This window comes from Natronococcus sp. A-GB7 (assembly GCF_029688865.1).
GTDB lineage: Archaea > Halobacteriota > Halobacteria > Halobacteriales > Natrialbaceae > Natronococcus.
On the sequence record NZ_JARUKV010000004.1, the window covers coordinates 21,151 to 42,525 of the forward strand.

General features: G+C 66.3%; 23 protein-coding genes. 9 read left to right on the forward strand and 14 right to left on the reverse strand.

Features of this window, described 5'->3' with window-relative positions:
- Positions 1–16: 16 nt before the first annotated feature.
- Positions 17–340, reverse strand: coding sequence for a DsrE family protein (locus tag QA609_RS04670; RefSeq protein WP_278301421.1), 324 nt, complete (start codon positions 338–340; stop codon positions 17–19).
- 47 nt (positions 341–387) lie between these two features.
- The gene (locus QA609_RS04675) at positions 388–672 is read right to left on the reverse strand and encodes a hypothetical protein (RefSeq protein ID WP_278301422.1); all 285 of its coding nucleotides are present in this window, start codon (positions 670–672) and stop codon (positions 388–390) included.
- 113 nt (positions 673–785) lie between these two features.
- On the opposite strand from QA609_RS04675, the gene QA609_RS04680 reads away from it, so the two are divergent.
- The gene (locus QA609_RS04680; RefSeq protein WP_278301423.1) at positions 786–2,171 is read left to right on the forward strand and encodes an FAD-binding oxidoreductase; all 1,386 of its coding nucleotides are present in this window, start codon (positions 786–788) and stop codon (positions 2,169–2,171) included.
- 30 nt (positions 2,172–2,201) lie between these two features.
- Here QA609_RS04680 and QA609_RS04685 read toward each other — a convergent pair whose 3' ends face one another.
- Positions 2,202–2,405, reverse strand: coding sequence for a hypothetical protein (locus QA609_RS04685; RefSeq protein ID WP_278301424.1), 204 nt, complete (start codon positions 2,403–2,405; stop codon positions 2,202–2,204).
- Between the two features lie 184 nt (positions 2,406–2,589).
- Here QA609_RS04685 and QA609_RS04690 point away from each other — a divergent pair, with 184 nt between their 5' ends.
- Positions 2,590–3,060: a hypothetical protein gene (locus tag QA609_RS04690; RefSeq protein ID WP_278301425.1), complete on the forward strand. Its 471-nt coding sequence runs from the start codon at positions 2,590–2,592 to the stop codon at positions 3,058–3,060.
- A gap of 18 nt (positions 3,061–3,078) precedes the next feature.
- Here QA609_RS04690 and QA609_RS04695 read toward each other — a convergent pair whose 3' ends face one another.
- On the reverse strand, positions 3,079–4,770 hold the full coding sequence (locus QA609_RS04695) for a thiamine pyrophosphate-binding protein (protein ID WP_278301426.1): 1,692 nt from the start codon (positions 4,768–4,770) through the stop codon (positions 3,079–3,081).
- 111 nt (positions 4,771–4,881) lie between these two features.
- Between QA609_RS04695 and QA609_RS04700 the strand changes: the two genes are divergently transcribed.
- The 3 genes from QA609_RS04700 (at position 4,882) to QA609_RS04710 (ending at position 7,475) form a co-directional block, all read left to right on the forward strand.
- A complete protein-coding gene (locus QA609_RS04700) occupies positions 4,882–5,796 on the forward strand; it encodes a YncE family protein (protein ID WP_278301427.1) in 915 nt (304 codons plus the stop codon).
- A gap of 74 nt (positions 5,797–5,870) precedes the next feature.
- A complete protein-coding gene (locus QA609_RS04705; RefSeq protein WP_278301428.1) occupies positions 5,871–6,731 on the forward strand; it encodes a UbiA family prenyltransferase in 861 nt (286 codons plus the stop codon).
- Positions 6,732–6,830: 99 nt separating this feature from the next.
- Positions 6,831–7,475 carry a LysE family translocator gene (locus QA609_RS04710; RefSeq protein ID WP_278301429.1) on the forward strand — a complete coding sequence of 215 codons (645 nt, stop codon included), beginning with the start codon at positions 6,831–6,833 and terminating at the stop codon, positions 7,473–7,475.
- A gap of 36 nt (positions 7,476–7,511) precedes the next feature.
- Here QA609_RS04710 and QA609_RS04715 read toward each other — a convergent pair whose 3' ends face one another.
- The 3 genes from QA609_RS04715 to QA609_RS04725 form a co-directional block, all read right to left on the reverse strand.
- Positions 7,512–8,309, reverse strand: a complete 798-nt coding sequence (locus QA609_RS04715; RefSeq protein WP_278301430.1) for a DUF2182 domain-containing protein — start codon at positions 8,307–8,309, stop codon at positions 7,512–7,514.
- 24 nt (positions 8,310–8,333) lie between these two features.
- Positions 8,334–8,957, reverse strand: coding sequence for a DUF1326 domain-containing protein (locus QA609_RS04720; RefSeq protein ID WP_278301431.1), 624 nt, complete (start codon positions 8,955–8,957; stop codon positions 8,334–8,336).
- A gap of 166 nt (positions 8,958–9,123) precedes the next feature.
- Positions 9,124–9,690, reverse strand: coding sequence for a maltose acetyltransferase domain-containing protein (locus QA609_RS04725; RefSeq protein ID WP_278301432.1), 567 nt, complete (start codon positions 9,688–9,690; stop codon positions 9,124–9,126).
- A gap of 100 nt (positions 9,691–9,790) precedes the next feature.
- On the opposite strand from QA609_RS04725, the gene QA609_RS04730 reads away from it, so the two are divergent.
- Together QA609_RS04730 and QA609_RS04735 are read left to right on the forward strand one after the other, a co-directional pair.
- Positions 9,791–10,081, forward strand: coding sequence for a hypothetical protein (locus tag QA609_RS04730; protein ID WP_278301433.1), 291 nt, complete (start codon positions 9,791–9,793; stop codon positions 10,079–10,081).
- Positions 10,082–10,217: 136 nt separating this feature from the next.
- Positions 10,218–10,685, forward strand: a complete 468-nt coding sequence (locus QA609_RS04735; RefSeq protein WP_278301434.1) for a GNAT family N-acetyltransferase — start codon at positions 10,218–10,220, stop codon at positions 10,683–10,685.
- Between the two features lie 125 nt (positions 10,686–10,810).
- On the opposite strand, the gene QA609_RS04740 is transcribed toward QA609_RS04735, so the two are convergent.
- Both QA609_RS04740 and QA609_RS04745 read right to left on the reverse strand, forming a co-directional pair.
- Entirely contained in the window at positions 10,811–11,989 is a 1,179-nt protein-coding gene (locus QA609_RS04740) for a redox-regulated ATPase YchF (protein ID WP_278301435.1), read from the reverse strand.
- 195 nt (positions 11,990–12,184) lie between these two features.
- Entirely contained in the window at positions 12,185–12,916 is a 732-nt protein-coding gene (locus QA609_RS04745; RefSeq protein ID WP_278301436.1) for a GNAT family N-acetyltransferase, read from the reverse strand.
- 153 nt (positions 12,917–13,069) lie between these two features.
- Between QA609_RS04745 and QA609_RS04750 the strand changes: the two genes are divergently transcribed.
- A complete protein-coding gene (locus tag QA609_RS04750) occupies positions 13,070–13,519 on the forward strand; it encodes a hypothetical protein (protein ID WP_278301437.1) in 450 nt (149 codons plus the stop codon).
- A gap of 398 nt (positions 13,520–13,917) precedes the next feature.
- Here QA609_RS04750 and QA609_RS04755 read toward each other — a convergent pair whose 3' ends face one another.
- The 3 genes from QA609_RS04755 to QA609_RS04765 form a co-directional block, all read right to left on the reverse strand.
- Positions 13,918–16,179 (reverse strand): catalase, encoded by a 2,262-nt coding sequence (locus QA609_RS04755; RefSeq protein WP_278301438.1) that lies wholly within the window; start codon positions 16,177–16,179, stop codon positions 13,918–13,920.
- A 359-nt stretch (positions 16,180–16,538) separates the two neighbouring features.
- A complete protein-coding gene (locus QA609_RS04760) occupies positions 16,539–17,318 on the reverse strand; it encodes an enoyl-CoA hydratase-related protein (protein WP_278301439.1) in 780 nt (259 codons plus the stop codon).
- A gap of 45 nt (positions 17,319–17,363) precedes the next feature.
- The gene (locus QA609_RS04765; RefSeq protein ID WP_278301440.1) at positions 17,364–19,811 is read right to left on the reverse strand and encodes an ATP-binding protein; all 2,448 of its coding nucleotides are present in this window, start codon (positions 19,809–19,811) and stop codon (positions 17,364–17,366) included.
- Between the two features lie 155 nt (positions 19,812–19,966).
- On the opposite strand from QA609_RS04765, the gene QA609_RS04770 reads away from it, so the two are divergent.
- On the forward strand, positions 19,967–20,170 hold the full coding sequence (locus QA609_RS04770; RefSeq protein WP_278301441.1) for a hypothetical protein: 204 nt from the start codon (positions 19,967–19,969) through the stop codon (positions 20,168–20,170).
- A gap of 68 nt (positions 20,171–20,238) precedes the next feature.
- On the opposite strand, the gene QA609_RS04775 is transcribed toward QA609_RS04770, so the two are convergent.
- Together QA609_RS04775 and QA609_RS04780 are read right to left on the reverse strand one after the other, a co-directional pair.
- Positions 20,239–20,469, reverse strand: a complete 231-nt coding sequence (locus QA609_RS04775) for a hypothetical protein (protein WP_278301442.1) — start codon at positions 20,467–20,469, stop codon at positions 20,239–20,241.
- A 267-nt stretch (positions 20,470–20,736) separates the two neighbouring features.
- Complete coding sequence (locus tag QA609_RS04780; RefSeq protein ID WP_278301443.1) at positions 20,737–21,246, reverse strand: hypothetical protein; 510 nt, start codon at positions 21,244–21,246, stop codon at positions 20,737–20,739.
- Between the last annotated feature and the right edge of the window lie 129 nt (positions 21,247–21,375).

A 21,375-nucleotide genomic window follows, 5' to 3' on the forward strand; every position in this document is an offset into this window, starting at 1 on the left:
GTCGCGACCGATCCCGCTACCCGATCGTCAACACCTCGTCGGCGTCCTCGACGATCGAGAGGAGCTCACCCATCGTCGCGCGCGGCCGAAGCTCTCCCTCCGACAGCTCCCGCGAGTCGAGACACGTCCCGCAGGCGAACAGTTCGCCGCCGTTCCGGACGTAGTTCACCATCACGCCGTGGGGATTGAACTTCTCGTGTTCGAGGTCGGGCGCGTCGACGCCGTCGCCGAGCAGGAACAGTTCGACCGCGTGATCGGCGTCGAGTGCGGTGTTCGCGAGGCGAAACGCGTTCCAGACCCGCTCCGGGTCGTTCGTCTCGAGGACGATTCCGAGCTGCATACGCCGTGCTACCACGCCGCGGTAGGTAAACGCTCGCGGCGAACCGCTCACGACGACAGCACGGCCGAACACAGCTCGCGGGCCGCCTCGAGGTGGGCGACCGCGTCCTCGTGGTCGGGGTCGTCGGCCGCCGAGAGCAGCCGCTGAACCTGTCGGACGCGCTTCCGGGCCGTCTCCGGGTCGATATCGTCCGCGGTCGCGTCGCGGGCGACGGCCTCGGCCTCGCCGAGCCAGCGGTTCGTCTTCGGATCGATCGGCAGCTCGGCCGTCGCCTCGAGGTGGTCGCGAAGCGCCGCGAGCTGGTCCTCGAGGGAGTCGTCGGGATCGGTCACGTTCGAACGAACGGGCTCGAGCGCCGTCACCGTTGTCCCCGCGTGAAATCCGGACCCGGGAGCGTCGCGAAGGTGGGGACAACGTTGATACCGACGGTGAAGAATGTGGCCGTATGACACACGACTGTTCGTTCCTCGAGGACCTCCCCCTCGCGGACGATCAGCTCTCGTTCGCCGACGGCCAGCGCGACAGCCACGCCGCCGACTGGGGCGCCGAGCAGTTAGGAGAGGGCGTCCAGCCGGACGTCGTCGTCTGGCCCGAGCGCACGGACGACGTCTCGGCGGTGCTGGCGGCAGCGACCGACCGGGGCGTTCCCGTGACCCCCTACGCGGCCGGGACGGGACTCGAGGGCAACGCCGTCCCCGCTCGCGGCGGGATCAGCCTCGATCTCACCCGGATGGACGACGTTCGCGACTACCGACCCGACGACTTCCAGATCGACGTCGGACCGGGGATCATCGGCTCCGCGGTCGAGGAGCACGTCGCCGGCGACGGCCTCTTCTTCCCGCCCTTGCCGTCGTCGGGCGACATCTCGACGATCGGCGGCATGATCGCGACCGACGCGAGCGGGATGCAGACCGTCTGCTACGGCGAGGTCGCCGACTGGGTGCTCGGGCTCGAGGCGGTGCTCGCCGACGGAACGGTTGTGCAGACGGGGTCGCGAGCGAGCAAGACCTCGAGCGGCTACAACCTCACCGAGTTGCTCGTCGGCAGCGAGGGAACGCTCGCGGTGGTTACGGAGGCGACCCTCGAGCTCGCCGGCCGACCCGCGCAGATCCGCGGCGGCCGAGCGATCTTCGAGACGCTCGAGGACGCGACCGCGGCCGTCTCCGAGGCCGTCCAGACCGATCTCGACGTCGCCCGGATCGAACTCGTCGACGGGTTGAGCGCGCGGATGGCAAACGCCTACCTCGGCACCGACCTCCCCGACGCTCCGATGGTCTTCCTCGAGTTCCACGCCAACCACGGTATCGAGGAGGAGATCGAGCTCTGTCGGACGATCTTCGAGGAACGCGACGTCGCTCGATTCGAGACGAGCGCCGACGACGCGGAGATGGACGAGCTCTGGAAGGCTCGTCGAGAACTGGCCTACGCCGTCGCGACGTACGACGCCGATCTCGAGCCGCTCCACCCGGGCGACGTGACCGTGCCGATCAGCTCCTACCCCGAGATCGTCCGCGAAACGAGACGGCTCGCCGACGAGCACGACCTGCTGATCCCCTGTTTCGGCCACGCGGGCGACGGGAATCTCCACTACTCCGTCCTCGTCGACCGCGACGACCCCGACCACGTCGCGGAAGGCGAGGCGGTGTACACCGAAATCGTCGACCGGGCGCTCGAGCTGGGCGGCACGGCGACCGGCGAGCACGGTATCGGCCAGGGGAAACGCGAGTACCTCGAGGCAGAGCACGGTTCGGGTGCGGTCGACGCGATGCAGCGGATCAAGGATGCGCTGGATCCGACGGGGACGCTGAACCCGGAGAAGATCTTTCCGTAATCGCCGAACGTAACGGGGACGAACCGGCCGCTAGCCGCCCCACTCCCCGTTCATGTCGTCAGCGACGCCGTCGCGCCACTGTTCGAAGCGATCCCGACAGGTGGCGTTCTCGTCGTCGTCGATGTGGTCCATGAAGCCCGGCCCGCCGTCCGAGACGGGTTGGCTACAGAACGGACAGAAATCGGGGTTGTCCCACTGCGACGAGTCCCGCGACGGATGTGTGTGGTCTCCCATATCATCCGTTTGGGCTCACCGTCTCTTAACTGTAATCGTCCGCGAGACGGCATCTCGATCCGAATCAGCGCGTCCGAGCCCTCTCGAGGGATCGCGTCCTCGAGCCACGCGCCGAGGCCGGGAGGAGGAACGGGTGAGCACTCCGTTCCCGAAGATACTTGTCGGTCTGCTATCCTGTTCCGGTATGGTCGCTCGTCCCACGAGTCGTCGCGCCCTGCTGGGATCTGTCGGCACAGTAACGACGGCGCTCGCCGGATGTGTCGCCGACGACGACGATCCGCAGGTCGGCCTCGGCGAAGTGCAACTCGTCAACTATCTCGAGGACGACGTGACGGCGACGGTCACGATTCACCGGGCCGGGGAGCTGAAGTACGAGACCGACCACGAGCTCGAGGGGTACCGAACGCGAGAGATCGGCGACGACGTGGCCGACGAGACGAGCATCCGCGAGTCCTGGATGGGCGACCGCGTCCACTACACCGTCGACGTCCGGACGGACGTCGGCTCGCTCGAAACGACGTACTCGACGAGCGACGTCGAGGAGCTCGTCGACGACTGGGGGGAAAGCGACTGTTTCACCCTGCTGATGCGGATCGATTCGGATCGCCTCAGCACCGCGCTCGGAACGAGCGAGACGTGTCCGCAGGACGACTGAGCGAGCCGGCTGCCCCGCTCAGTCGTGGACCAGCACGTCGAGCACGTCGGGCCCATCGCGAGCGAGGGCGTCCTCGAGCACCCCCTCGATCTCGTCGGGCGTTTCGACGAGGTGGCCGCGGGCGCCGTGGCTCTCGGCGTTTTTCGGGATGTCGACCGGCGGCTCGAAGTCCATCCCGGTAAACTCGTAATCGTCCTCCTCGCCGCCCATGATCTTGAGCGTGTTGTCCTTCAGGATGCGGTAGTTGCGGTTGTCGGGGACGACGACGGTGAGATCGAGGTCGTAGCGGGCCGCGCTGTAGACGGCGTTGGGGTAGTACAGATAGGAGCCGTCGCCGATGAAGCCGACCACGTCGCGGGGCTCCTCGCGCTGGCTCTCGGCCAGCGCCGCGCCCACCGAGGCGGGCAGCCCGTAGCCGAGCCCGCCACCTTTGTTCGAGATGTACTGCTCGGGAGCGAGGTCCCAGCGCGTGAGCATCGCGTACTTCGAGGTGATCCCCTCGTCGACGACGTAGGCGTCGCCGGCGACCCGTTCCATCGCGTCGACCAGCTGGGCCTTCGAGGCCCGCGGGTCGCCCGGCGCCTCGTCCTCGCCCATCCCCGCAATTTGGGCCTCGACCATCTCTTTGACTGCGGCAACGTGCTCGAGGCGTTCTTCGACTACCTCCTCGGAGAGTCGCTTCCGGACGCGCTCGGTGAGCCCCTCGAGGACGAGTCCGGGATCGCCGATAACGGCGGCGTCGGCCGGCTGGTTCTTCCCGAGCTCCCAGGCGTCGGGGCCAACGTGGATGCACGTCGTCTCGGGGTCGACCAGCGCCTCCTCGTGGCGGGTCAGGGTGGTGTTCGTCGAGCAGCCGACGAACGCCAGGGTGTCGCTGTCCATCAGCATCGCGGCGAGATCCTCGTCCGGCGGGATGTAGGAGACCCACTGGTCGTGGTCGGTCGGGTAGTCGATCTCGCAGGCCAGAATCTCGCCGTGGACGCGGGCCCCCGTGGCTTCGGCGAGTTCGACCGCGGCCGCGACGGCGTCAGCGCCCGAGCGGGCGACCTCGTCGCCGACGACTATCACCGGGTCGTCGGCCTCGGTCAGCAGCTCGGCCGCGCGCTCGAGCTGGCCCGGATCGCCGCTCCCGGCGTTGGGAATCGGTCCGAGCCGTTCCGGTTCGGCGTCGGTCTCCTCGAGCGTGACGTCCAGTGGCAACGCGAGGAAGACGGGCCCGGTCGGCGGGGTCATCGCGACGCGGAACGCCCGCCGGAGCATCGTCGGCAGCGCTTCGACGTCTAAGACCTCGTCGGACCACTTGCAGAACCCCTCGGCCATCTCGGCGAGGTCGCCGCTCAGGATCGGCTCCTCGTGACGGAAGTCGGTGCTGTGGTTGCCCGCCGTGACGACCAGCGGCGCACCGGTGATCTTGGCTGCGTAGAGGTTGCCGAGCCCGTGGGCCAGTCCGGGCGCGATGTGGAGGTTCGCCACCCCGACGGGCGTGATCGACTCGTCGTGGTGGGCGTGGTAGCGTCTGGTCTGGGCGTAGCCGCCGGCCATCCCGACCGCGACGTCCTCGTGGAGGCCCAGCACGTACTCCAGTTCGCTCTCGCCGATCGCGTCGACGATCGGCAGCTCCGTCGTGCCGGGGTTGCCGAAGACGTAGTCGACGTCGTAGGACTCGAGGGCGTCGACGAAGAGGTCGGCCCCGGTGTATCCGTCCGTCATGCTCTCCCGTGGGTCCCGGCGGATCATGAAACTGTGTCCCCCGGCGACCCGGTCCGTGAGCCGTTTGCCGGTTCTCGGAACGTTAGGGATCGAGCGACGAGAGGATCCCGTATGACCGATCAGTTGCTGGTTTTGAACAAGGATTCGGACACGATGTCCGTCATCGACGCCGACACCGGCGAGACCGTCCGCGTCGTCGAGACCGAGTTCAACCCCCACGAGATCGTCGTGGGTCCCGACGACGAGACCGTCTACGTCACCTGCTCGCTTGGAAACACGCTGCTCGCGTTCGATCCCGACACATGGGGGCGAACCGCCGAGATCGAACACGAGGGGTTCGACTTCCCACACGGGCTCGCAGTGCGAGAGGACGCGGGCGAGCTGTGGCTGGCCTCGACCTACAGCAGTCGCGTCTACGTCGTCGACTGCGAGACGAACGAGATCGTCGACGAGTTCCCGACCCACCAGGACAAATCCCACATGGTGGCGCTGACGCCCGACGAGGAGCGGGCGTTCGTCGCCAACATCGGCAGTGCGAACGTCACCGCGATCGACTGCGAAGAACGCCGAATAATCGGCGATCCGACGGTCGGCGAGGAGCCCGAGGGGATCGCAGTCCACCCCGAGGCCGGCCTCCTCGTCGCGAACCAGGAGGATGGCATGCTGTCGGTGCTCGATCCCGACACGCTCGAGCAGACGAACCGGGCGCTGCTTGGCGAGACGCCGATCCGCGTCGTCCTCTCGCCCGACGGCCGCCACGTTCTCGTCCCCAATCGTGAGTCCAACGACGTCTCCCTGCTCGACACCGAACACGTCCGCGACGGCGAGCAACGGCCCTGGGAGATCGCCCGCATCCCGGTCGGGATCTGGCCCGGCGGCACCGTCTTCGCGCCCGACGGCGACCGGGCGTTCGTCGCCAACAACAAGACCAACGACGTTTCCGTGATCGACTGTGCGAGCTGGACGGAGATCGAACGCTACGACACGGAGCTCCATCCCGACGGGATCGCGTACCTCCCCGAGTAGTCGCTCACGCTCGAGAGCCACGCAAACTCCCCGCTACCCGCGGTATTTTACGTCGGACCGTCGTCACCCGAACTATGTCCCTCGCGAGACACGGGGCCGGCGTCGGGGCGACGGCTCGAGCGTTCTGGTCGCAGGTCCATCCCGTGTTCATGCTCCCGCCGCTCGCCGCTTCGCTGTTCGGCGCGGTGCTAGCCGAAGCGTTCGCGCCGGGAGTCGCGGCGCTGCACGTCGTCGCGATGTTCGCGGCGGTGTACACGGCCCACGTCAAGGACGGCTACGTCGACTTCTACGTCCGCGAGGAGGACGACGACCACCCGCTGACCGAACGCGGCTGCCGGCTCGGGCTGACCGTCTCGACGGCGACGTTCGCCCTCTGTACGGTCGCCCTGTTCGTACTGGTCGGCTGGGTCGCCGCCGCCCTCACGATCCCGACGTGGGTGATCGCCTACTACCACGCCCCACAGCTCGATATGAATCCTGTGACGGCGACGACCGGCTACCCCCTCGGGATCGCGCTCTCGCTTCTCGGCGGGTTCTACGTCCAGGCGGAGACGTTCGCGCTGGTTCCGATCGGCTTCGCCGCGGTGTTCCTCGTGTTGCTCTCGGGAATCAAGGTCATCGACGACGCCAAGGACTACGACTACGACCGCTCGATCCGCAAACGGACCGTCGCGGTCGCGGTTGGCCCAGACCGCGCGTACGCCGTCGCCTACGGGCTCATGCTCACCGCGCTGTTCGTCGTCGTCGCCTTCGCCGCCGGACGGGTGTTTCCGCCCTCCGCGGTGCTGGCCGCGCTCGCGTTCGCCGCCGTTGCCGTCGTCGCCCGCCGCGCGCCGCCGAAGCTGGCGACCATGCTGTTGATACGGGGCTCGTACGTCTTCCTCGCCGTGCTCGTCGCCGCGGTCTGGTTCGAACCGCTGGCCCGGTTCTGGTGAGGAGCGGAACCCCGCCCCTTTTGTCGTCGACCGCGAACTGATCCGACAGTGACCGCGATACGACTTCCCGACTCGAGGGCACGCGAGGTGTGAAACGCCGTGCTCGAGGCGCTCCGAACCGTTCTGCTCGATCCGGCGCTGCTGGCGGTGTACCTCCTCGCCGCGGGAGCGATGATCCTCTCGCCCGGCCCCGACACCGTCTACGTGCTGACCCGCAGCGTCGGCGACGGCCGCGAGAGCGGGCTGGCCTCCGCGGCGGGGATCAGCGTCGGCGTCCTCGTCCACACGCTCGCGGCGGCCGTGGGGCTCGCAGCGATCTTCCGGGCCTCCGAGGTCGCCTTCGCCGCCGTCACCTACGTCGGCGCGGCGTACCTGGTCTACCTCGGCGTTCGGACGATCCGCGAGACGGAGCTCCTGGCGGAGGGTGACGGAACCGCCGTCGAGGAAAACCCCTTCAGGGAGGCCGTCATCGTCAACGTCGCCAACCCGCAGGTCGCGCTGTTCTTCCTCGCCTTCCTTCCGCAGTTCGTCGACGGCTCGAGCCACGTCCCGACGCAGCTGTCCGTCCTCGGGGGAATCTACGCGCTGTTGACGATGGCCTACCTGGGAGCGGTCGCGCTCGCCTCGAGCGGCGTCCGGACGCTGCTGACCGCCCGACCGCGCCTCGCGACCGGCGTGCAGTGGCTCTCGGGGCTCGTGTTGATCGGACTCGGGCTGCGACTGTTCGTCGGGGGCGTCGGGTAGCCGGGCGATCAGTTGGTCGTCGCTCGTGGCCACCGGCTACACCATCGCGACCGCGAGCACTGCGACGCCGCCGACCGCCGCGACCGCGCCGACCGCCCTCGCCAGCTGGGGACCCCACGAAACGGTTCGCTCGAGCGAGAGCACGACCGCGATACCGGCCATCCAGAGGACGTTCATCGAGCCAGCGACGACCATGAGGGCGAACAGCGCCCAGCAGCAGCCGACGCAGAAGCGGCTGAACTCCCAGCCCATCCTCGCGGCGCCGACGACGCCGGGACGGTGGTAGGTTAGCAGGAATCCGAACGGCGATCGGCAGCGATCCAGACAGCGGTACTTGTACGGCGAGAGCTGGTAGCCGCCGAGGACGACGAGTACACCCCCGAACAGGAAGACGCCGTGATCCGTGGCAAGCGGTGCGATCGGAACGGCCGCGTTGACCGCCAGCGGAACCAGCCCGGTGAGCGTCCAGACGAGCGTGTACGCCCCGAGGAGGGCGCCCAGCCGGGCGAGCCGTGCGGTCCTCGAGGCCTCCCGGAGCGTTCCGTCGTACAGGCGAAACAGCGGCACCGAGGAGGGGTACATCATGGCGATCATCATCGTCCCCCACATGATCAGGTAGAGCACGACTCCGACGGCGCCGCCCTCGAGTGCCATCGCCTCCGGAACGCCGGGGTCCGACATCCGCATCTCCGTCCCCATCTCTCTGCCCGGCATCGGCAGCCACTGACGGAGGATCGCGATCCAGGCGAGGAGCGCGACGCCGTAGACGACGACCGCGACGACAGGTATCCGTCGGACAGCGGGTCGCTGCGGAACGGAGTCTCGAGTGGTCATGCTCGTGGAGTGCTGCGGGTTTGATCAGCCGTTGGCCATCTCGAACGGCCCGAAGTAGGAGTTGTTGCCGCCGACGTCCCACGAGAAGTCGTCGTCGTAGTCGACGGTCGCGTCGGTCGTCTTCCCGGTGCTCGCCCGCTCCTCTGGCGGGACGAACGGGTGGGGGAACACCGATCCCTGCTGGTCGCCGAAGCCGACGCTCTCGTCGGTCTCGATCGTGACGATATCGCCGGCGCTGAACGAGCGGTGGCCGTCGGCCGTCGAGTACGAGAACGGGACCGTAACGCTGTCTTCGACCGTCTCGATCAGCGGGGCGGCGGCCTCGAACAGCCCGCCTGCTTGCCCGGAGAAGATCGTCTCGAGTGCCTCGGCCTGCTCGTCGTCGGCGGCCTCGTCGAGTACGAGGACGACGTGCCAGCCGCCCTCGAGGAGGAGGCCGTCCTCCCAGACGAGCATCCCCGCGCCCAGCCCGTCGAGCGAGACGTCGCCGTACGTTCCCTCCTCGATGGTCCAGAACCCGGCGAACGTGCACCTGCCGTCGTCGGGGAGCTCGTACCACAGACACTGACATGGAACCGAGCAGTTGCACGCCTCGATGAACTCGCCGGCGAGGCGCCACTCCGGCGGGTCCTGATTGCTAGCTGTCATGGGACACGATAGATACGGGCGGACCCCTCAGAAAGCTATCCGGTGACGAACTGCCAGCCGCTGACGAGCGTGCAGACGGTGAAAGCGTCCCGACCGTTCTCGAGGTGCTCGCGTCGAATCCGTCACCGAGACGGCCAGCGATCGGGAACCGGCCGCTGTCGGGCGATCAATCCGCCGCCTCGAGCTCCCGAACTACCGTCGCGGGGTTGCCCTGCACGACGACCCCGTCGGGGACGTCTTCGGTGACGACGGCGCCGGAGCCGATGACGGCCTCGTCGCCGATCGTCACACCGGGGTTGATCACTGCCCGCCCGCCGATCCAGACGTCGTCGCCGATCGCCACCGGCTCGCCGTACTCGAGCCCCTCGGCGCGCTCGTCGGCCTCGAGGGGGTGTGTCGCGGTGTAGACGTGGACGCCCGGCCCGATCAGGCAGCTCCGGCCGACCTCGATCCGACAGACGTCCAGAAACACGCAGTCGAAGTTGGCGAAGAAGTCCTCGCCGACGTGGATGTTCGAACCGTAATCGCAGCGAAACGACGGCTCGATCGTACACGCCTCGCCGCGGGAGCCGAGCAGCTCCTCGAGCAGCTCCCGTCGCCGATCGTCCTCGTCGGGCGCCGTCCGGTTGTACTCCCGCGTCAGTTCGCGGGCTCGGTCGCGCTCGGCCTCGAGTTCGAGGTCGGTCGGATCGTACAGCTCCCCCGCGAGCATCTTTGCCTTCTCGCTGGTCATCGTGTGGGGCACTCGAGCGAGCGACGAAAGCGTTTTTCGACGGCGACCGGCGAGCCCGGCTCGTGTTTGACGACCTCTCTACTACCGAGGTTACTAATACGTGTCAGGAAGAACGAACACTATGGACCGACCGACGCTGTACCACCTGTCGAACGGCGTCATCGGCAGTGTCGTCGCAGCGATGGGAGTCTCGATGATCGTCACCGACGGCTCGAGCCTCGGAGCGGGACTGATGGCGGTCGGCGGTGGCGGGCTGTTTCTCTTCGCCGCGTCACAGCTCCTGTTCTCGGACGACCCTGCCGACTCGGTCCCGAACGACGGCGGGATCGGGTTGACCGTGCTCGGCGCGGTGCTCGTCTGTCTCGGGGCGCTGTTGCAGCTGGCAACGTAGCTTCCGAACGCGAGACCGTCGCTTTCGGATCGCCGTCCGACACGGGGCCACCGACCGTTCGGAGCACGACGGAGGGGCCTGTCAGAGCGAGACACGCCGACCGAACGTTGACAACCGAGCCGCGGAGTGTTCCCGTATGAAGCTCGTCGAAGCCACCGCGGACGACCTCGAGGCGCTCGTCGACCGCTGGTACGCCCTCGCAACGGAGATGGAGGCGTACTCAGAGCTGAACGAACTCGCCTACGCCAACGTTCGCGAGGTCCCCGACGATGGCTTCCGTGCACACCTCGATAGCGAAGACGTCACGGACTACCTGGTCGTTCACGACGGCGAGCGTATCGGTCTCGTCACGCTCCGCGAGGGTCGTCACCCCTCCCGGCGGTACTCGACGTACCTCCGCATCGTGAACCTCGCCATCGACGAGGACCGCCGGGGCCAGGGCCACGGCGCGGCGGTCCTCGAACGCGTGAGAGAGATGGCTCTCGAGCGAGGGTGTGACCATCTCAAAGTCTCTTGTGAGTGGGAAAATGAGGACGCGCGCCGGTTCTATCGCGATATGGACTTCCAGCCGAAGCAGGTCGACTACGTACAGCCGCTAGAGTGAGCGCGGATATCGAAGAGTACAGCCGAGTACACACCCCGGGGCGCGGAATACTGCAGTCCGGACGTGACTCGCTTTGTTCGTTGTAGGTTGGGCGGGCACAGTGCCACGGCTACCGTTCGAGTTCGTCAGTTCGTACTCACGATCTTGATCACGTCCCCCTCCTCGAGCTCGTACCCCTCGCCGATCTCTCGACTCGACTTGGCGTCGACGGCGTGGAGGTAGCCGTCGCCGATGTCGGAGTGGACGGTGTAGGCCAGATCGACGGGCGTCGACCCCTGGGGGAGCAGGTGGGCGTCGGGCAGGACGTTGCCGCTACCGTCGGACCACTTCGAGGCGTCCTCGACGGGGTAGGCGGTGAGGTGCTCGAGCAGGTCGTACACCGCGTAGTCCAGTGCCCCCTGGACGCCGGTGCCGCCGTACTCGGTCATCGTATCTGCGAGTCCCTCGAGGGCCTCGCGCTGGGCGTCGCTGACGTCGGCGCCGACCTCGAGGGTGTCGTCGCCGGGATCGTAGTCGACGAGGCCGTTGTCGGCGGCTCGACGCAGGGCGAGTTCGCCCTCCGCGGTGGTGGGGATCACGGGTTTATCGAGCTCGAGCAGTTTCCGGACGTTCTCCTCGGGAGCGACGTCGATCTTGTTCGCGGCGACGACGATCGGCTTGGTGCGCTGGCGGATCTCGCGGGCCAGGGCCTCGCGGTGATCGTCGGTCCACTCGCGGGGGTCCTCGGGGTAGTCGATCTCCCGCAGCGTGCGGGCGACGTCGGTCGGCGAGGCGCCGAAGCCGGTGAGCATCTCCGCGAGCGCGTCGTCGACGTCGAACCCTGGCGAGCGCGACTGGCGTTCGATCGACTCCCAGTTGCGGTCGACGATGTCGGCCAGCCAGAGGTCCATCTCCTCCTCGACGAAGTCGATGTCTTCGAGGGGGTCGTGCTCACCGATGTCGACGGGTTCGCCCTTCTCGTTGGTGCCGCCGGAGGCGTCGATCACGTTGACGATCACATCGGCGTTCGTGAGTTCGTCGAGGAACTGGTTTCCGAGGCCTTTCCCCTCGTGGGCGCCGGGGACGAGCCCGGCAACGTCGATCAGCTCGATCGGGACGTAGCGCTTGCCGTCCTCGCAGTTGTCGGCGTTACAGCGCTCGTCGCGCTCGAGGCAGGGACACTCGGTGCGGGCGTAGCTCACCCCCCGATTGGCGTCGATCGTCGTGAACGGGTAGTTGGCGACGTCGACCTCCGCCATCGTCGCCGCGGTGTAGAACGTGGACTTGCCGGCGTTCGGTTTCCCGGCAAGCGCGATCGAGAGCATGACTCCCCGTAGCACCGTCCGTTCAAACTGTCTTTCGATTCCAGCCCTCCGGCGGCTCTCGAGGAAGCCCTCACCGGCGACACGCTCGAGGACGTGAGAACGCAGCTCCCGACCGACGAGGGGTACGACGACCTCTTCGAGGTCGCCGAGAGCGACAGCAGTCCGGCCTGATCGGTATCGACCGACCCGTCGTTCTCAGAGCTCGACGGCCATCATCACCTCGTCGACGTAGTGGCCGTTGAGCTTGTAGTGGTTCTCACGAATCGCCTCGGTCTCCCAGTCGTGGGTCTCGAGAAACGCGATCGCGTCCTCGTTGGTCGAGGGAACGCTCTGGTAGACCTTCTCGTAGCCGTTCGTTCCCGCCCACTCGAGACCGCGAGCAAGCAGGTGCGAGCCGATCCCGTGACCTCGGTAGCCGTCGAGGACGCCGACGGTCAGTTCGGCGGTGTGGCTCAGTTTCTCGAGCTCCGGCGCGTGGAGGTGGACCCAGCCGACCACGTCGTCGTCGACGGTCGCGACGAAGAACATTCGTGACTCCAGTTCGTTGTGCCTGAGCAGCGCCTCCTCGTGGTCGACCTCGTCAGCGACGCTTTCGGCCTCGATGTACGTTCGCTCCTCGGCGACCTGTCGGATCGCGCCGACGATCCCGGCCAGGTCCTCCTGTCTGGCCGGGCGAATGTGGAACTCGAGGTCCTCGGAGCGGTACTCCTCCTCGGCGCCGGCGTCGATCGTCACTCGGAGGGTCCCGTCTTTCTCCTCGAGGCGGCCGTCGCGCTTTAAGATCGCGACGTGGTGACGGAAGCCGCCCGGCTCGATCCCGAGCTCTTCCTGGGCCTCGAGCGGATCGACGGCCCCGTGGCGCTCGACGTACTCGTAGATCCGTTTCCGGTCGTCGTGCCCGAACTCGAGGGGTTCACTGAGTACCATGGTATGGTTCACCACCCCAAAACACTTAACAGTTGGCAGGCCTGCTACGCAGTACGTCGACAGATGGATTTGAAGAACGACTCTGGACAAGAAACGAGCGACACAGCCGTCGATCCGACCGCTCGAGGGAGAGGCCGTCCGCGATAGGTGACGATGGTCGGAACGGAACTTCTCGTCGGCTGTAGCGTACTCGCGGTGACGGTCGTGGTCGGGCTGATCGCCCACGAGTGGTCCCACGCGTTCGTCCTCCGGTTCGGTGCGATCGACTACACGATTTCGTATCTCCCGAACCGTGAGCGGGGCATCGTCGGCCTCCTTCGAAGTCGCCCCTGGGCTGTCGTCCAGCCGCGACCGACCGGAACGGATTCGCCCTGGGTTCTTCGGGCGGCAGCGCTTGCACCCCTGGCTCTCGCGCTGCCGGCGCTCGGCCTCACCGCGACGGGGTATGCGACCGAGGGACCGACCGTCGTCACGGCGGCGACGGTCGGCTGGCTGGCCTGTACGATCCCCAGTCCGCAGGACTTCTCGGTCGCCTTTCACGCCCACCGGGCGCTTCGGGACTCCCTCGAGGAGTACGATCCGCGGAGCTCTCGGACGAAGTAACCGCTTGAGGAGTACTCAGCAAGCGATGACGGGCGCGGCCGGGGCGGAGCCGCGGCCCGGTCGCGCGACAACGCGATCACACAGCCACGAGTGATCGCCGACGGCGAGTCGAGCATGAGTCATCCACCGGCACTCACGGCCGAGTGCGCTGTCGGTCGGCGTCAACGCCGACGTTCGTTTTCCCATCTATCGGGTATTAAATCTACTTGTTGGTGCGATATCTATCCGAATACCGCTATCGAGTGACCGGACGTCGAGACACTCCGAAATAAGTGGGACATGTTTGAAACAGCAGTCGACCAACCTGTCCGAAAGTTGCCATCCGTGATGACGCCGCGCGCCGATTCGCGTTCGTCCCGACGACACGGCCCGTGTCGCGGCGTCGACCCGGCGACCCCTCAGGCCGGAACTTCCTCCGGATTGCGGTCCCAGTGGCGGTGCTGGGCGATCGCATCGACGAACGCCTCGGCGAACGACTCGAGGTCGTCGCTGCGACAGGTAACGACACCGGCGTCGGTCACGAGTTCGTCCTCGCCGGCGATCTCGGTCTCGGGCAGGTCGACGTCCTCGAACAGCGTCGTTCCCTCGCCGACCGCGGCGATCGGCTTGTAGTGTTTGAACGCCTCGGCGACGAAATGCTTCGGGTCGCCCTGCCCGCGCATGGCGTCGACGCTCTCCTCGCCGCCGGGGATCACGACTGCGTCGAACGAGACCGAAGCTGCTGCGACGTGGTGTTTGTCCGGTTCGACCGTCTCGCCGTCGGCGCCGGACTTCTCGCCGAGGACCTTCGAGACGACCTTGACTCGAGCGCCCTCGTCCTCGAGGGCCGACCGGAGCGTCTCGACGTGCTCGTCGTCGAACCCGTCGTCGATCAGCATCGCGATCTTGCGGGTCTCGATCGTGTCTGGAGTTCGGTTCTCCATGCTCAGGGAGGGGTCCTCGCGGTCGTGAGTCGGCATCTGATCGCCGGGCTCCTCGGGGGTTTCGATACCGATTCCCTCGGCAACGCGTTTGGCGAACTCGTGGTCGACGTTGTTGAAGAGGTCGTAGACCATCCGCTCGCGGATCTCCACGCGTCCGACCTTACCGAGTTCGAAGTGGGCGGCGCCGATGATGTTCTCTTTTTCGGCGTCGCTCATGCTGTTCCAGAACAGCCGCGCCTGCGTGAAGTGGTCCTCAAAGCTGTCGCTGCGGTTGCGGATCTTCTGGCCGTCGACCTTCTCGGCGTAGTGTTCGTAGCCGCCCTCCTCGGCGGGCGCCTCCTGGGGATCGTCGTCGCCGATCGAGTTCGGCTTGTAGGAGACCTTGCCCTCGTTGATCTCCTGGCGCATGAAGCCGGCGCGCTGGTTGTTGTGTCGCTCGGCGATCGGGCGGTTGATCGGGATCTCGTCCCAGTTGGCGCCGCCGAAGCGGTTGAGCTGGGTGTCCTGGTAGGAGAACAGCCGGCCCTGCAGGAGCGGGTCGTTCGAAAAGTCGATCCCCGGGACGACGTTGCCCGGGTGGAACGCGACCTGCTCGACCTCGGCGAAGAAGTTGTCGGGGGTCTCGTTGAGCACCATCTTCCCGATCGGCCGGACCGGGACCTCGGTCTCGGGGACGATCTTCGTCGGGTCGAGGACGTCGAAGTCGAACTCCTCGGCCTGCTCCTCGTCGAAGATCTGGACGCCCAGTTCCCACTCGGGGTCGTACCCCTCCTCGATGACGTCGTAGAGCCCCTTGCGGTTGAAATCGGAGCTCTTGCCCCAGAGCTTCGTCGTCTCGTCCCAGACGAGCTGGTGGGTGCCGAGCTTGGGCGTCCAGTGGAACTTGACGAACACCGACTCGCCGTCGTCGTTGACCAGCCGGAAGGTGTGGACGCCAAAGCCCTGCATCATGCGGTACGCTCGCGGCAGCGCCCGTCCCGAGAGCACCCACATGAGCATGTGGGTCGTCTCGGGTTTCAGCGAGGCGAAGTCCCAGAACGTGTCGTGGGCCGCCGACGCCTGCGGAATCCCGTCGTCGGGCTCGGGTTTGATCGCGTGGACCAGGTCGGGGAACTCCATCGCGTCCTGGATGAAGAAGGGCGGCATGTTGTTCCCGACGAGGTCCCAGTTGCCCTCCTCGGTGTAGAACTTCGTCGCAAAGCCGCGGACGTCCCGGACGGTGTCGGACGAGCCGCGAGAGCCGACGACCGTCGAAAAGCGCGTAAAGACGGGCGTCTTCTGGTCGGGATCCTGGAAGAGGCCGGCCTTCGTCAGCTCGGAGATGTCGTCGTACTCGCCGAGATCCGGATCCTCGTAGGGCTGGAAGTAGCCGTGGGCGCCCGTTCCGCGGGCGTGGACGACCCGTTCCGGAATCGACTCGTGGTCGAACTGGGTCATCTTCTCCCGGAAGTGGAAGTCCTCCATGATCGTCGGACCCCGCTCGCCCGCCTTCAGGGAGTTGTCCGTGTCGCTGACCTTGACGCCGTGGTCGGTCGTCAGGTGCTCGCCCTCCGGATTCTCGCGTACCTCCTCGAGCTGCTCGTGTTTGCTGTTCTCGTCGACCTCGTCGCCGACGTCGTCGCTCGTCCCCGTGGATCCCGAGCCGTCGGCTCGGGTCGGCTTTCCGGTCGCGTCGCCCGGCGTCTTCTCGGCTCGATCCTCCGCTCGGTCGGTGTCGGATTGGTCGTCTGCTGTCATCGGTAGGTGGAGTGCGCTAGATACTCACCGAGAAGACGGGGAACTGCGACGGCGCTTCCCGCTTCTCGAGGCAATAGCGTTACACCGCCGCGTTCAACGATGACATCCCTAACGGTCATCCCGTCATGTGCTTGCAGCCGCCTCGCCCTCGGGAGAGCCGATCGCTCGTCACCGACGAGACTCGGCGAGAAACCGATCAACGCCGACCGTCGGTCGCGTTCCACTTCGACGGAACCCGACTCGAATCGCCCGGCGTTTCGGGATCGGTCACGGAACGAGACGTGACCGTCTCTCGTTCGCGCGGAAAGCAAGGTCGAACCCTCGTCACGCTACGGGTCGGTTTGACGGCTCCGAATACGTTACTCGAACTCCGGCTCCCGGTCCTCGAGGAACGCCCCCATCCCCTCGCGCTGGTCGTGGGTGCCGAAGAGGCTCGCGAACGCGCGTTGTTCGTAGGCCAGCCCGCTCGAGCGCGACCCCTCGCCGAACTGGTTGACCGACTGCTTTGCGGCCTGCATGGCGTCGGCGGGTTTCGCCGCGAGGCGCTCGGCCAGCTCGGTGACGGTCGCCTCGAGTTCGTCGTCGGCGACGACCTCGCCGACGAGGCCGAGTTCGGCCGCGCTCTCGGCGTCGAGACGCTCGCCGAGGAAGATCAGTCGCCGCGCCGCCTCGTCGCCGACCAGTCGGGGCAGGCGCTGAGTGCCGCCCCAGCCCGGGATGATCCCGAGGTCGATCTCCGTGTTGCCGATCAGCGCCGACTCGCTCGCGACCCGCAGGTCACAGGCCAGCGCCATCTCGCAGCCCCCGCCGAAGGCGTAGCCGTTGATCGCCGCGATCGTCGGCGCGGGGAACGACTCGAGGGCGTCGGCGACCGAGTGACCGAGCTCGCCCCAGGCCTGGGCCTCCGGGCTCGAGAGGTCCTGCATGTAGCTGATGTCGGCACCCGCGATGAACGCGTCGTCGCCCGCGCCCGTCAGGACGAGCGCCCGCGCGCCCTCGTTTTCGGCCTCCTCGATAGCGTCGCCGATCCCCTCGAGGGTCGCGACGTTCAGGGCGTTGAGGGCGTCGGGACGGTCGACCAGCAGGGTCGCGACGGTCTCGTCCTCGTTCCAGCGGAGTCGAACGGTGTCTCGGCTCATAGCTTCGAGTTCGGCGAACCACGATAAAAACCCGGCGACGATCGGCTACGCGGCCGGGACGCTCGCGGGCGGCAGCGTCACGGTAAACGTCGCCCCCTCGCCGGGCTCGGAGTCGACCTGAATCTCGCCGCCGTGGCGTTCGACGATCCGCTGACAGAGCGCGAGCCCGATCCCGGCCCCCGGCTCGTCGTGGCCGTGCAGACGCTGGAACACGTCGAAGATCCGCTCGCTCTCCTCGGGATCGATCCCGACGCCGTCGTCGCGAACGGCGATCCGCCAGTAGCCGTCGACCCGCGAGCGATCGGCCGAGACGTCGATCCGGGGTGGCTCGTCGCCGCTGTACTTGATCGCGTTCGATAACAGGTTCTGGAAGAGCTGGCGCAGCTGCCCGGAGTCACCCCGCACGCGGGGTAGCGGCGAGGCGGTGATCTCGGCGTCGGACTCCGCGATCTGGACCCGGATGTCGGATCGCACTGCCTCGAGAACGCACTCGAGATCGACGGTCTCGAACGAGTCTCCGCGGGTGTCGACCCGGGAGTACTCGAGCAGCCCCTCGATCATCTCGCGCATCCGCTCGGCGCCGTCGACGGCGTACTCGAGGAACTCCTCGCCGTCGGCGTCGAGCTCGTCGCCATACCGGTCCTCGATCAGCCGGAGGTAGCTCGTGATCATCCGAAGGGGTTCTTGGAGGTCGTGGGAGGCCGCGTAGGCGAACTGCTCGAGCCGTTCGTTCGAGGCCTCCAGCTCGTCGACGAGCTCCTCGAGTTCGGTCTGGTGGTGGCGTCGCTCGAGTTCGTAGCTGAGCCACTGTGCCGCGAGCTCGACGAACCCCCGCTCGGCGGGCGTCAGCGGCTCCGATCGGGCGTCGTCGTCGGCGAAACAGACCGTCCGAGTGCCGTCGCCCCCCGGGATCTCGCAGCCGACGTAGGTATCGAATCCCCATCGACGGTACGCCCGCTCGTCGGCCCACCCCTCGTCGGGCGCGTCGGTGAGGACGAACGGCTCCATCGTCTCGATTGTCTGTCGGCAGTAGGTCTCCGACAGCGGCGCCGTCTTCCCGGGTCGAACCCGGTCGTCCGCCGTGGCGTGGACGATCTCGAACTGATCGGCCTCGGGGTCGACGCTGGCGACGAACCCGACCTCGAGGCCGAGCCGTTCGCGACCGAGCTCGAGCAGCTCCGTCACCTTCTCCTCGAACGACCGCTCCGGGTCGGCGGTGATCTCGTAGAGCTGGCGCAGCGCCCAGTTGCTCTCCCGAAGCTCGCCCTCGACGGTCTTGCGATCGGTGATATCCCGGAGGTAGATCGAGAGCCCCGTCTCGGAGGGGTAGACGCTGACCTCGAGCCACGACTCGAGGACGGGGACGTACTCCTCGAAGGCGGTCGGCTCCTGGCTCTCCATCGCGGTTCGAAGCTCCGTCTCGAACGTCTCGTCGACGTCCGCGAACACCGTCCAGAACGAGCGACCCCGGAGCTCCCGATCCTCGAGCCCGATCAGCTCCGCGGCCCGGTCGTTGACGTGAGTGAACGTCCAGTCGACGCCGAGACCGATCACCGCGTCCGTGATCCGACTGTAGATCTCCTCGAACTCGGACTCGAGCCGTCGACGCTCGACGACGTCCCGGACGATACAGACCATCCCGCCGTCGGCCGTCGACGAGAGGCTGTGTTCCTTGAGGAACCGCGTCCCGTCGCTTCGCAGCCCGATCGTCCGGCCGGACCAGGCACCGGTCGTCGAGAGCTGCGGGAACACCTCGCGGTAGATCCGCCTGACCATCCCCGACGGGTGAACTTCCTCCCAGTGCATCCCCCGCATCGTTGCGGGCTCGTAGCCGTACAGTTCGGCGTAGGCCTCGTTGACGTACGCGAACTCGCCGCCGGGCTCGAGGACGGCGATCCCCTCCCGTGCGGTTTCGATCGCCCGGAGGACGCGGTCGACGCCCTCCCGGTGTGACGGGGCGGCGTCGGAGCGCGTTCGGCTTCGGTCGGCGTCGAGCGCGGGCTCGAGGACGTCGGCGACTCGCTCGAGGAAGGCGACGTCGGCCTCGGCGAACGCCCCGGTGTCGGTCGCGTGGGCCTCGAGAACGCCCCACGGTTCGCCGTCGGCGTCGATGCGAACCCCCACGCTGCTTCTCGGCTCGCCCTCGGCGGGCGGGTCGACGTCGCTCGTTCGGTGGTCGTCGACGATCACGGCTCCTCGATCGAGGACCGTCCCCACCCAGCTCTCGGCCGTCGCGGGAACCGTTCCGGCCTCACCCCCCGTTGGGTGGCGGCCGACGTGGCTGCGGATCGTCGCGCGGCTCCCCCCCGGAAGCCGCTCGAGGACCGCCAGCGATCGGGCGTCGATCACGGTAGCGACGGCGCTCGTCGTCGCCTGCAGGATCGTCTCGAGGTCGTCGTCTGCGAGGGCACGCTGTGCGAGGTCGGCGACCGCCTCGTACCGACTCGAGCCGGCGGCCGTCGTTTCGTTCCCCCGACGAGTTGATGGCGCCATCTCAGCAGTAATTCTATCGCGCCAAACATAAACTCTCTGCAATTTTCAACGATCCATAACATTTGAAGCAATAGGAAATAAAAACTGTGTCGAAAGAGTGAACGGTCGGACGAAACGTCCTTGTGCCGCGCCACCGAATATCGGTGTAACAGACCATGAAAAGCGTCTACGCGTGTAGGGACTGCGGCGCCCAGTTCCGGGGAACCAGACGGGTCTGTTCGCTCTGTGGAACCCGGATCGGCGACACGACCCGCGGGACTTGCAAAGACTGTGGCTCGATCCTAACCGAGTCGGCCGAGCAGCGCTGTACCGCCTGCGGGTCGACGAACGTCGAGCGCGTCTCCATCGACGCGGACTGATCGGCTCGGAGGCCCCTCGAGAGGGCTGACGGTGCGCTCGAGGGAGTGAGAGTTGGCTCGAGTCGTCGCTAGGCGGGGTACAGATCGGTGTACTTCTCGATCACCGACCACAGGTGTTGCTCGTTGGAGATCCGGTGGGTCTCGGAGACGAGTTCGGTCCCGTCGTCGGTGTCGGTCAGCTCGAGGGTCCAGTTCGTGTGGTCGCCCTGGTCCATCCCCCGCTTGGCGAACAGAACGAAGCCGTCCTCGTGGGCCAGTGCGATCGAGTCCTCGTTCTCGTAGTCGACGTCCCAGCTCATGCCTGTTTGCTGGGTGTGAAGGTGTTCAGTGTTTGGGTTGTGTGCTCGAGCTGGTACGACGTGAAGTTCAGGAACGGAACGTGGAGCGAGATCAAGAGTACGATGCTCGAGGTAGTGACGGGCAGCCGGGGAACTTCAAGGTCTATCGCAAGTACCATGAAAGGTTCCGGCGAGCGAAAACTGGAATTATTTTGTGGTGTGTCGGCCACATGGACAGTGCAGATGTACTCCATGATCGATAGGGCGCGAAAATCTATAGAAAAGACACTAATCAACTCGCTTGAAGTGCATCTTTCCGTGATTTCGACGACCGTTACCGGTGTAGTAGAACCCCTCAAGAATATCGTCCTCGTTCTCGTCTTTCTTCAATTCAAGATTGGTGGTTCCATGATGGAGGGACATCGTCTTCGGTGTATCTGAATCGGGCTGGTTTTCATACTGATAACTCAGCGTTGGCCACCTACCATCGGATGCCAGAATCGTTGCACCGACGCTATCCGAAGCTGACGTGTAGGTTACAAAGTGAATGTTTATTTTCCGCCAACGTTGCGTAATATGGAGATTCCCAATCATCCGGGTGTAGTCGCTATCTGGGTCGTTATCGGTGTGGAGAGCTTCTTCGGGAATCTCGTAGTCGCCGTCATAGGACGTCTCTATCCACCCCTCCCATTCGCCCGACAAGTCCGAAGTGGATACTAATGGTTTTTTTGAATTGCCGATATTTTCCAGAGAAAACGATCGAACAAAGTGAATCCTATTCCAAACAGGATTGCCCACGTGACACCAATGAGGCCGACGTTTCCTAGTGCGGCAGCGATCTGTTCGAATCCGATTAGTACGAACAGTGCAATTGCCCCGATTCCGCCTATGACTTTCGGGCGGAGATCGTTGTCAGTAGAGTAGGCG

Excerpts from the sequence above, each read along its gene's own strand:
- QA609_RS04760 (WP_278301439.1), bottom strand. The coding sequence starts at position 17,318 with ATGAGCCGAGACACCGTTCGACTCCGCTGGAACGAGGACGAGACCGTC.
- QA609_RS04750 (WP_278301437.1), top strand. The coding sequence starts at position 13,070 with ATGGTCGGAACGGAACTTCTCGTCGGCTGTAGCGTACTCGCGGTGACG.
- QA609_RS04695 (WP_278301426.1), bottom strand. The coding sequence starts at position 4,770 with ATGACGGACGGATACACCGGGGCCGACCTCTTCGTCGACGCCCTCGAG.
- QA609_RS04685 (WP_278301424.1), bottom strand. The coding sequence starts at position 2,405 with ATGGGAGACCACACACATCCGTCGCGGGACTCGTCGCAGTGGGACAAC.
- QA609_RS04770 (WP_278301441.1), top strand. The coding sequence starts at position 19,967 with ATGAAAAGCGTCTACGCGTGTAGGGACTGCGGCGCCCAGTTCCGGGGA.
- QA609_RS04725 (WP_278301432.1), bottom strand. The coding sequence starts at position 9,690 with ATGACCAGCGAGAAGGCAAAGATGCTCGCGGGGGAGCTGTACGATCCG.
- QA609_RS04755 (WP_278301438.1), bottom strand. The coding sequence starts at position 16,179 with ATGACAGCAGACGACCAATCCGACACCGACCGAGCGGAGGATCGAGCC.
- QA609_RS04765 (WP_278301440.1), bottom strand. The coding sequence starts at position 19,811 with ATGGCGCCATCAACTCGTCGGGGGAACGAAACGACGGCCGCCGGCTCG.
- QA609_RS04715 (WP_278301430.1), bottom strand. The coding sequence starts at position 8,309 with ATGACCACTCGAGACTCCGTTCCGCAGCGACCCGCTGTCCGACGGATA.
- QA609_RS04745 (WP_278301436.1), bottom strand. The coding sequence starts at position 12,916 with ATGGTACTCAGTGAACCCCTCGAGTTCGGGCACGACGACCGGAAACGG.
- QA609_RS04735 (WP_278301434.1), top strand. The coding sequence starts at position 10,218 with ATGAAGCTCGTCGAAGCCACCGCGGACGACCTCGAGGCGCTCGTCGAC.
- QA609_RS04700 (WP_278301427.1), top strand. The coding sequence starts at position 4,882 with ATGACCGATCAGTTGCTGGTTTTGAACAAGGATTCGGACACGATGTCC.
- QA609_RS04670 (WP_278301421.1), bottom strand. The coding sequence starts at position 340 with ATGCAGCTCGGAATCGTCCTCGAGACGAACGACCCGGAGCGGGTCTGG.
- QA609_RS04680 (WP_278301423.1), top strand. The coding sequence starts at position 786 with ATGACACACGACTGTTCGTTCCTCGAGGACCTCCCCCTCGCGGACGAT.
- QA609_RS04740 (WP_278301435.1), bottom strand. The coding sequence starts at position 11,989 with ATGCTCTCGATCGCGCTTGCCGGGAAACCGAACGCCGGCAAGTCCACG.
- QA609_RS04775 (WP_278301442.1), bottom strand. The coding sequence starts at position 20,469 with ATGAGCTGGGACGTCGACTACGAGAACGAGGACTCGATCGCACTGGCC.
- QA609_RS04705 (WP_278301428.1), top strand. The coding sequence starts at position 5,871 with ATGTCCCTCGCGAGACACGGGGCCGGCGTCGGGGCGACGGCTCGAGCG.
- QA609_RS04720 (WP_278301431.1), bottom strand. The coding sequence starts at position 8,957 with ATGACAGCTAGCAATCAGGACCCGCCGGAGTGGCGCCTCGCCGGCGAG.
- QA609_RS04690 (WP_278301425.1), top strand. The coding sequence starts at position 2,590 with ATGGTCGCTCGTCCCACGAGTCGTCGCGCCCTGCTGGGATCTGTCGGC.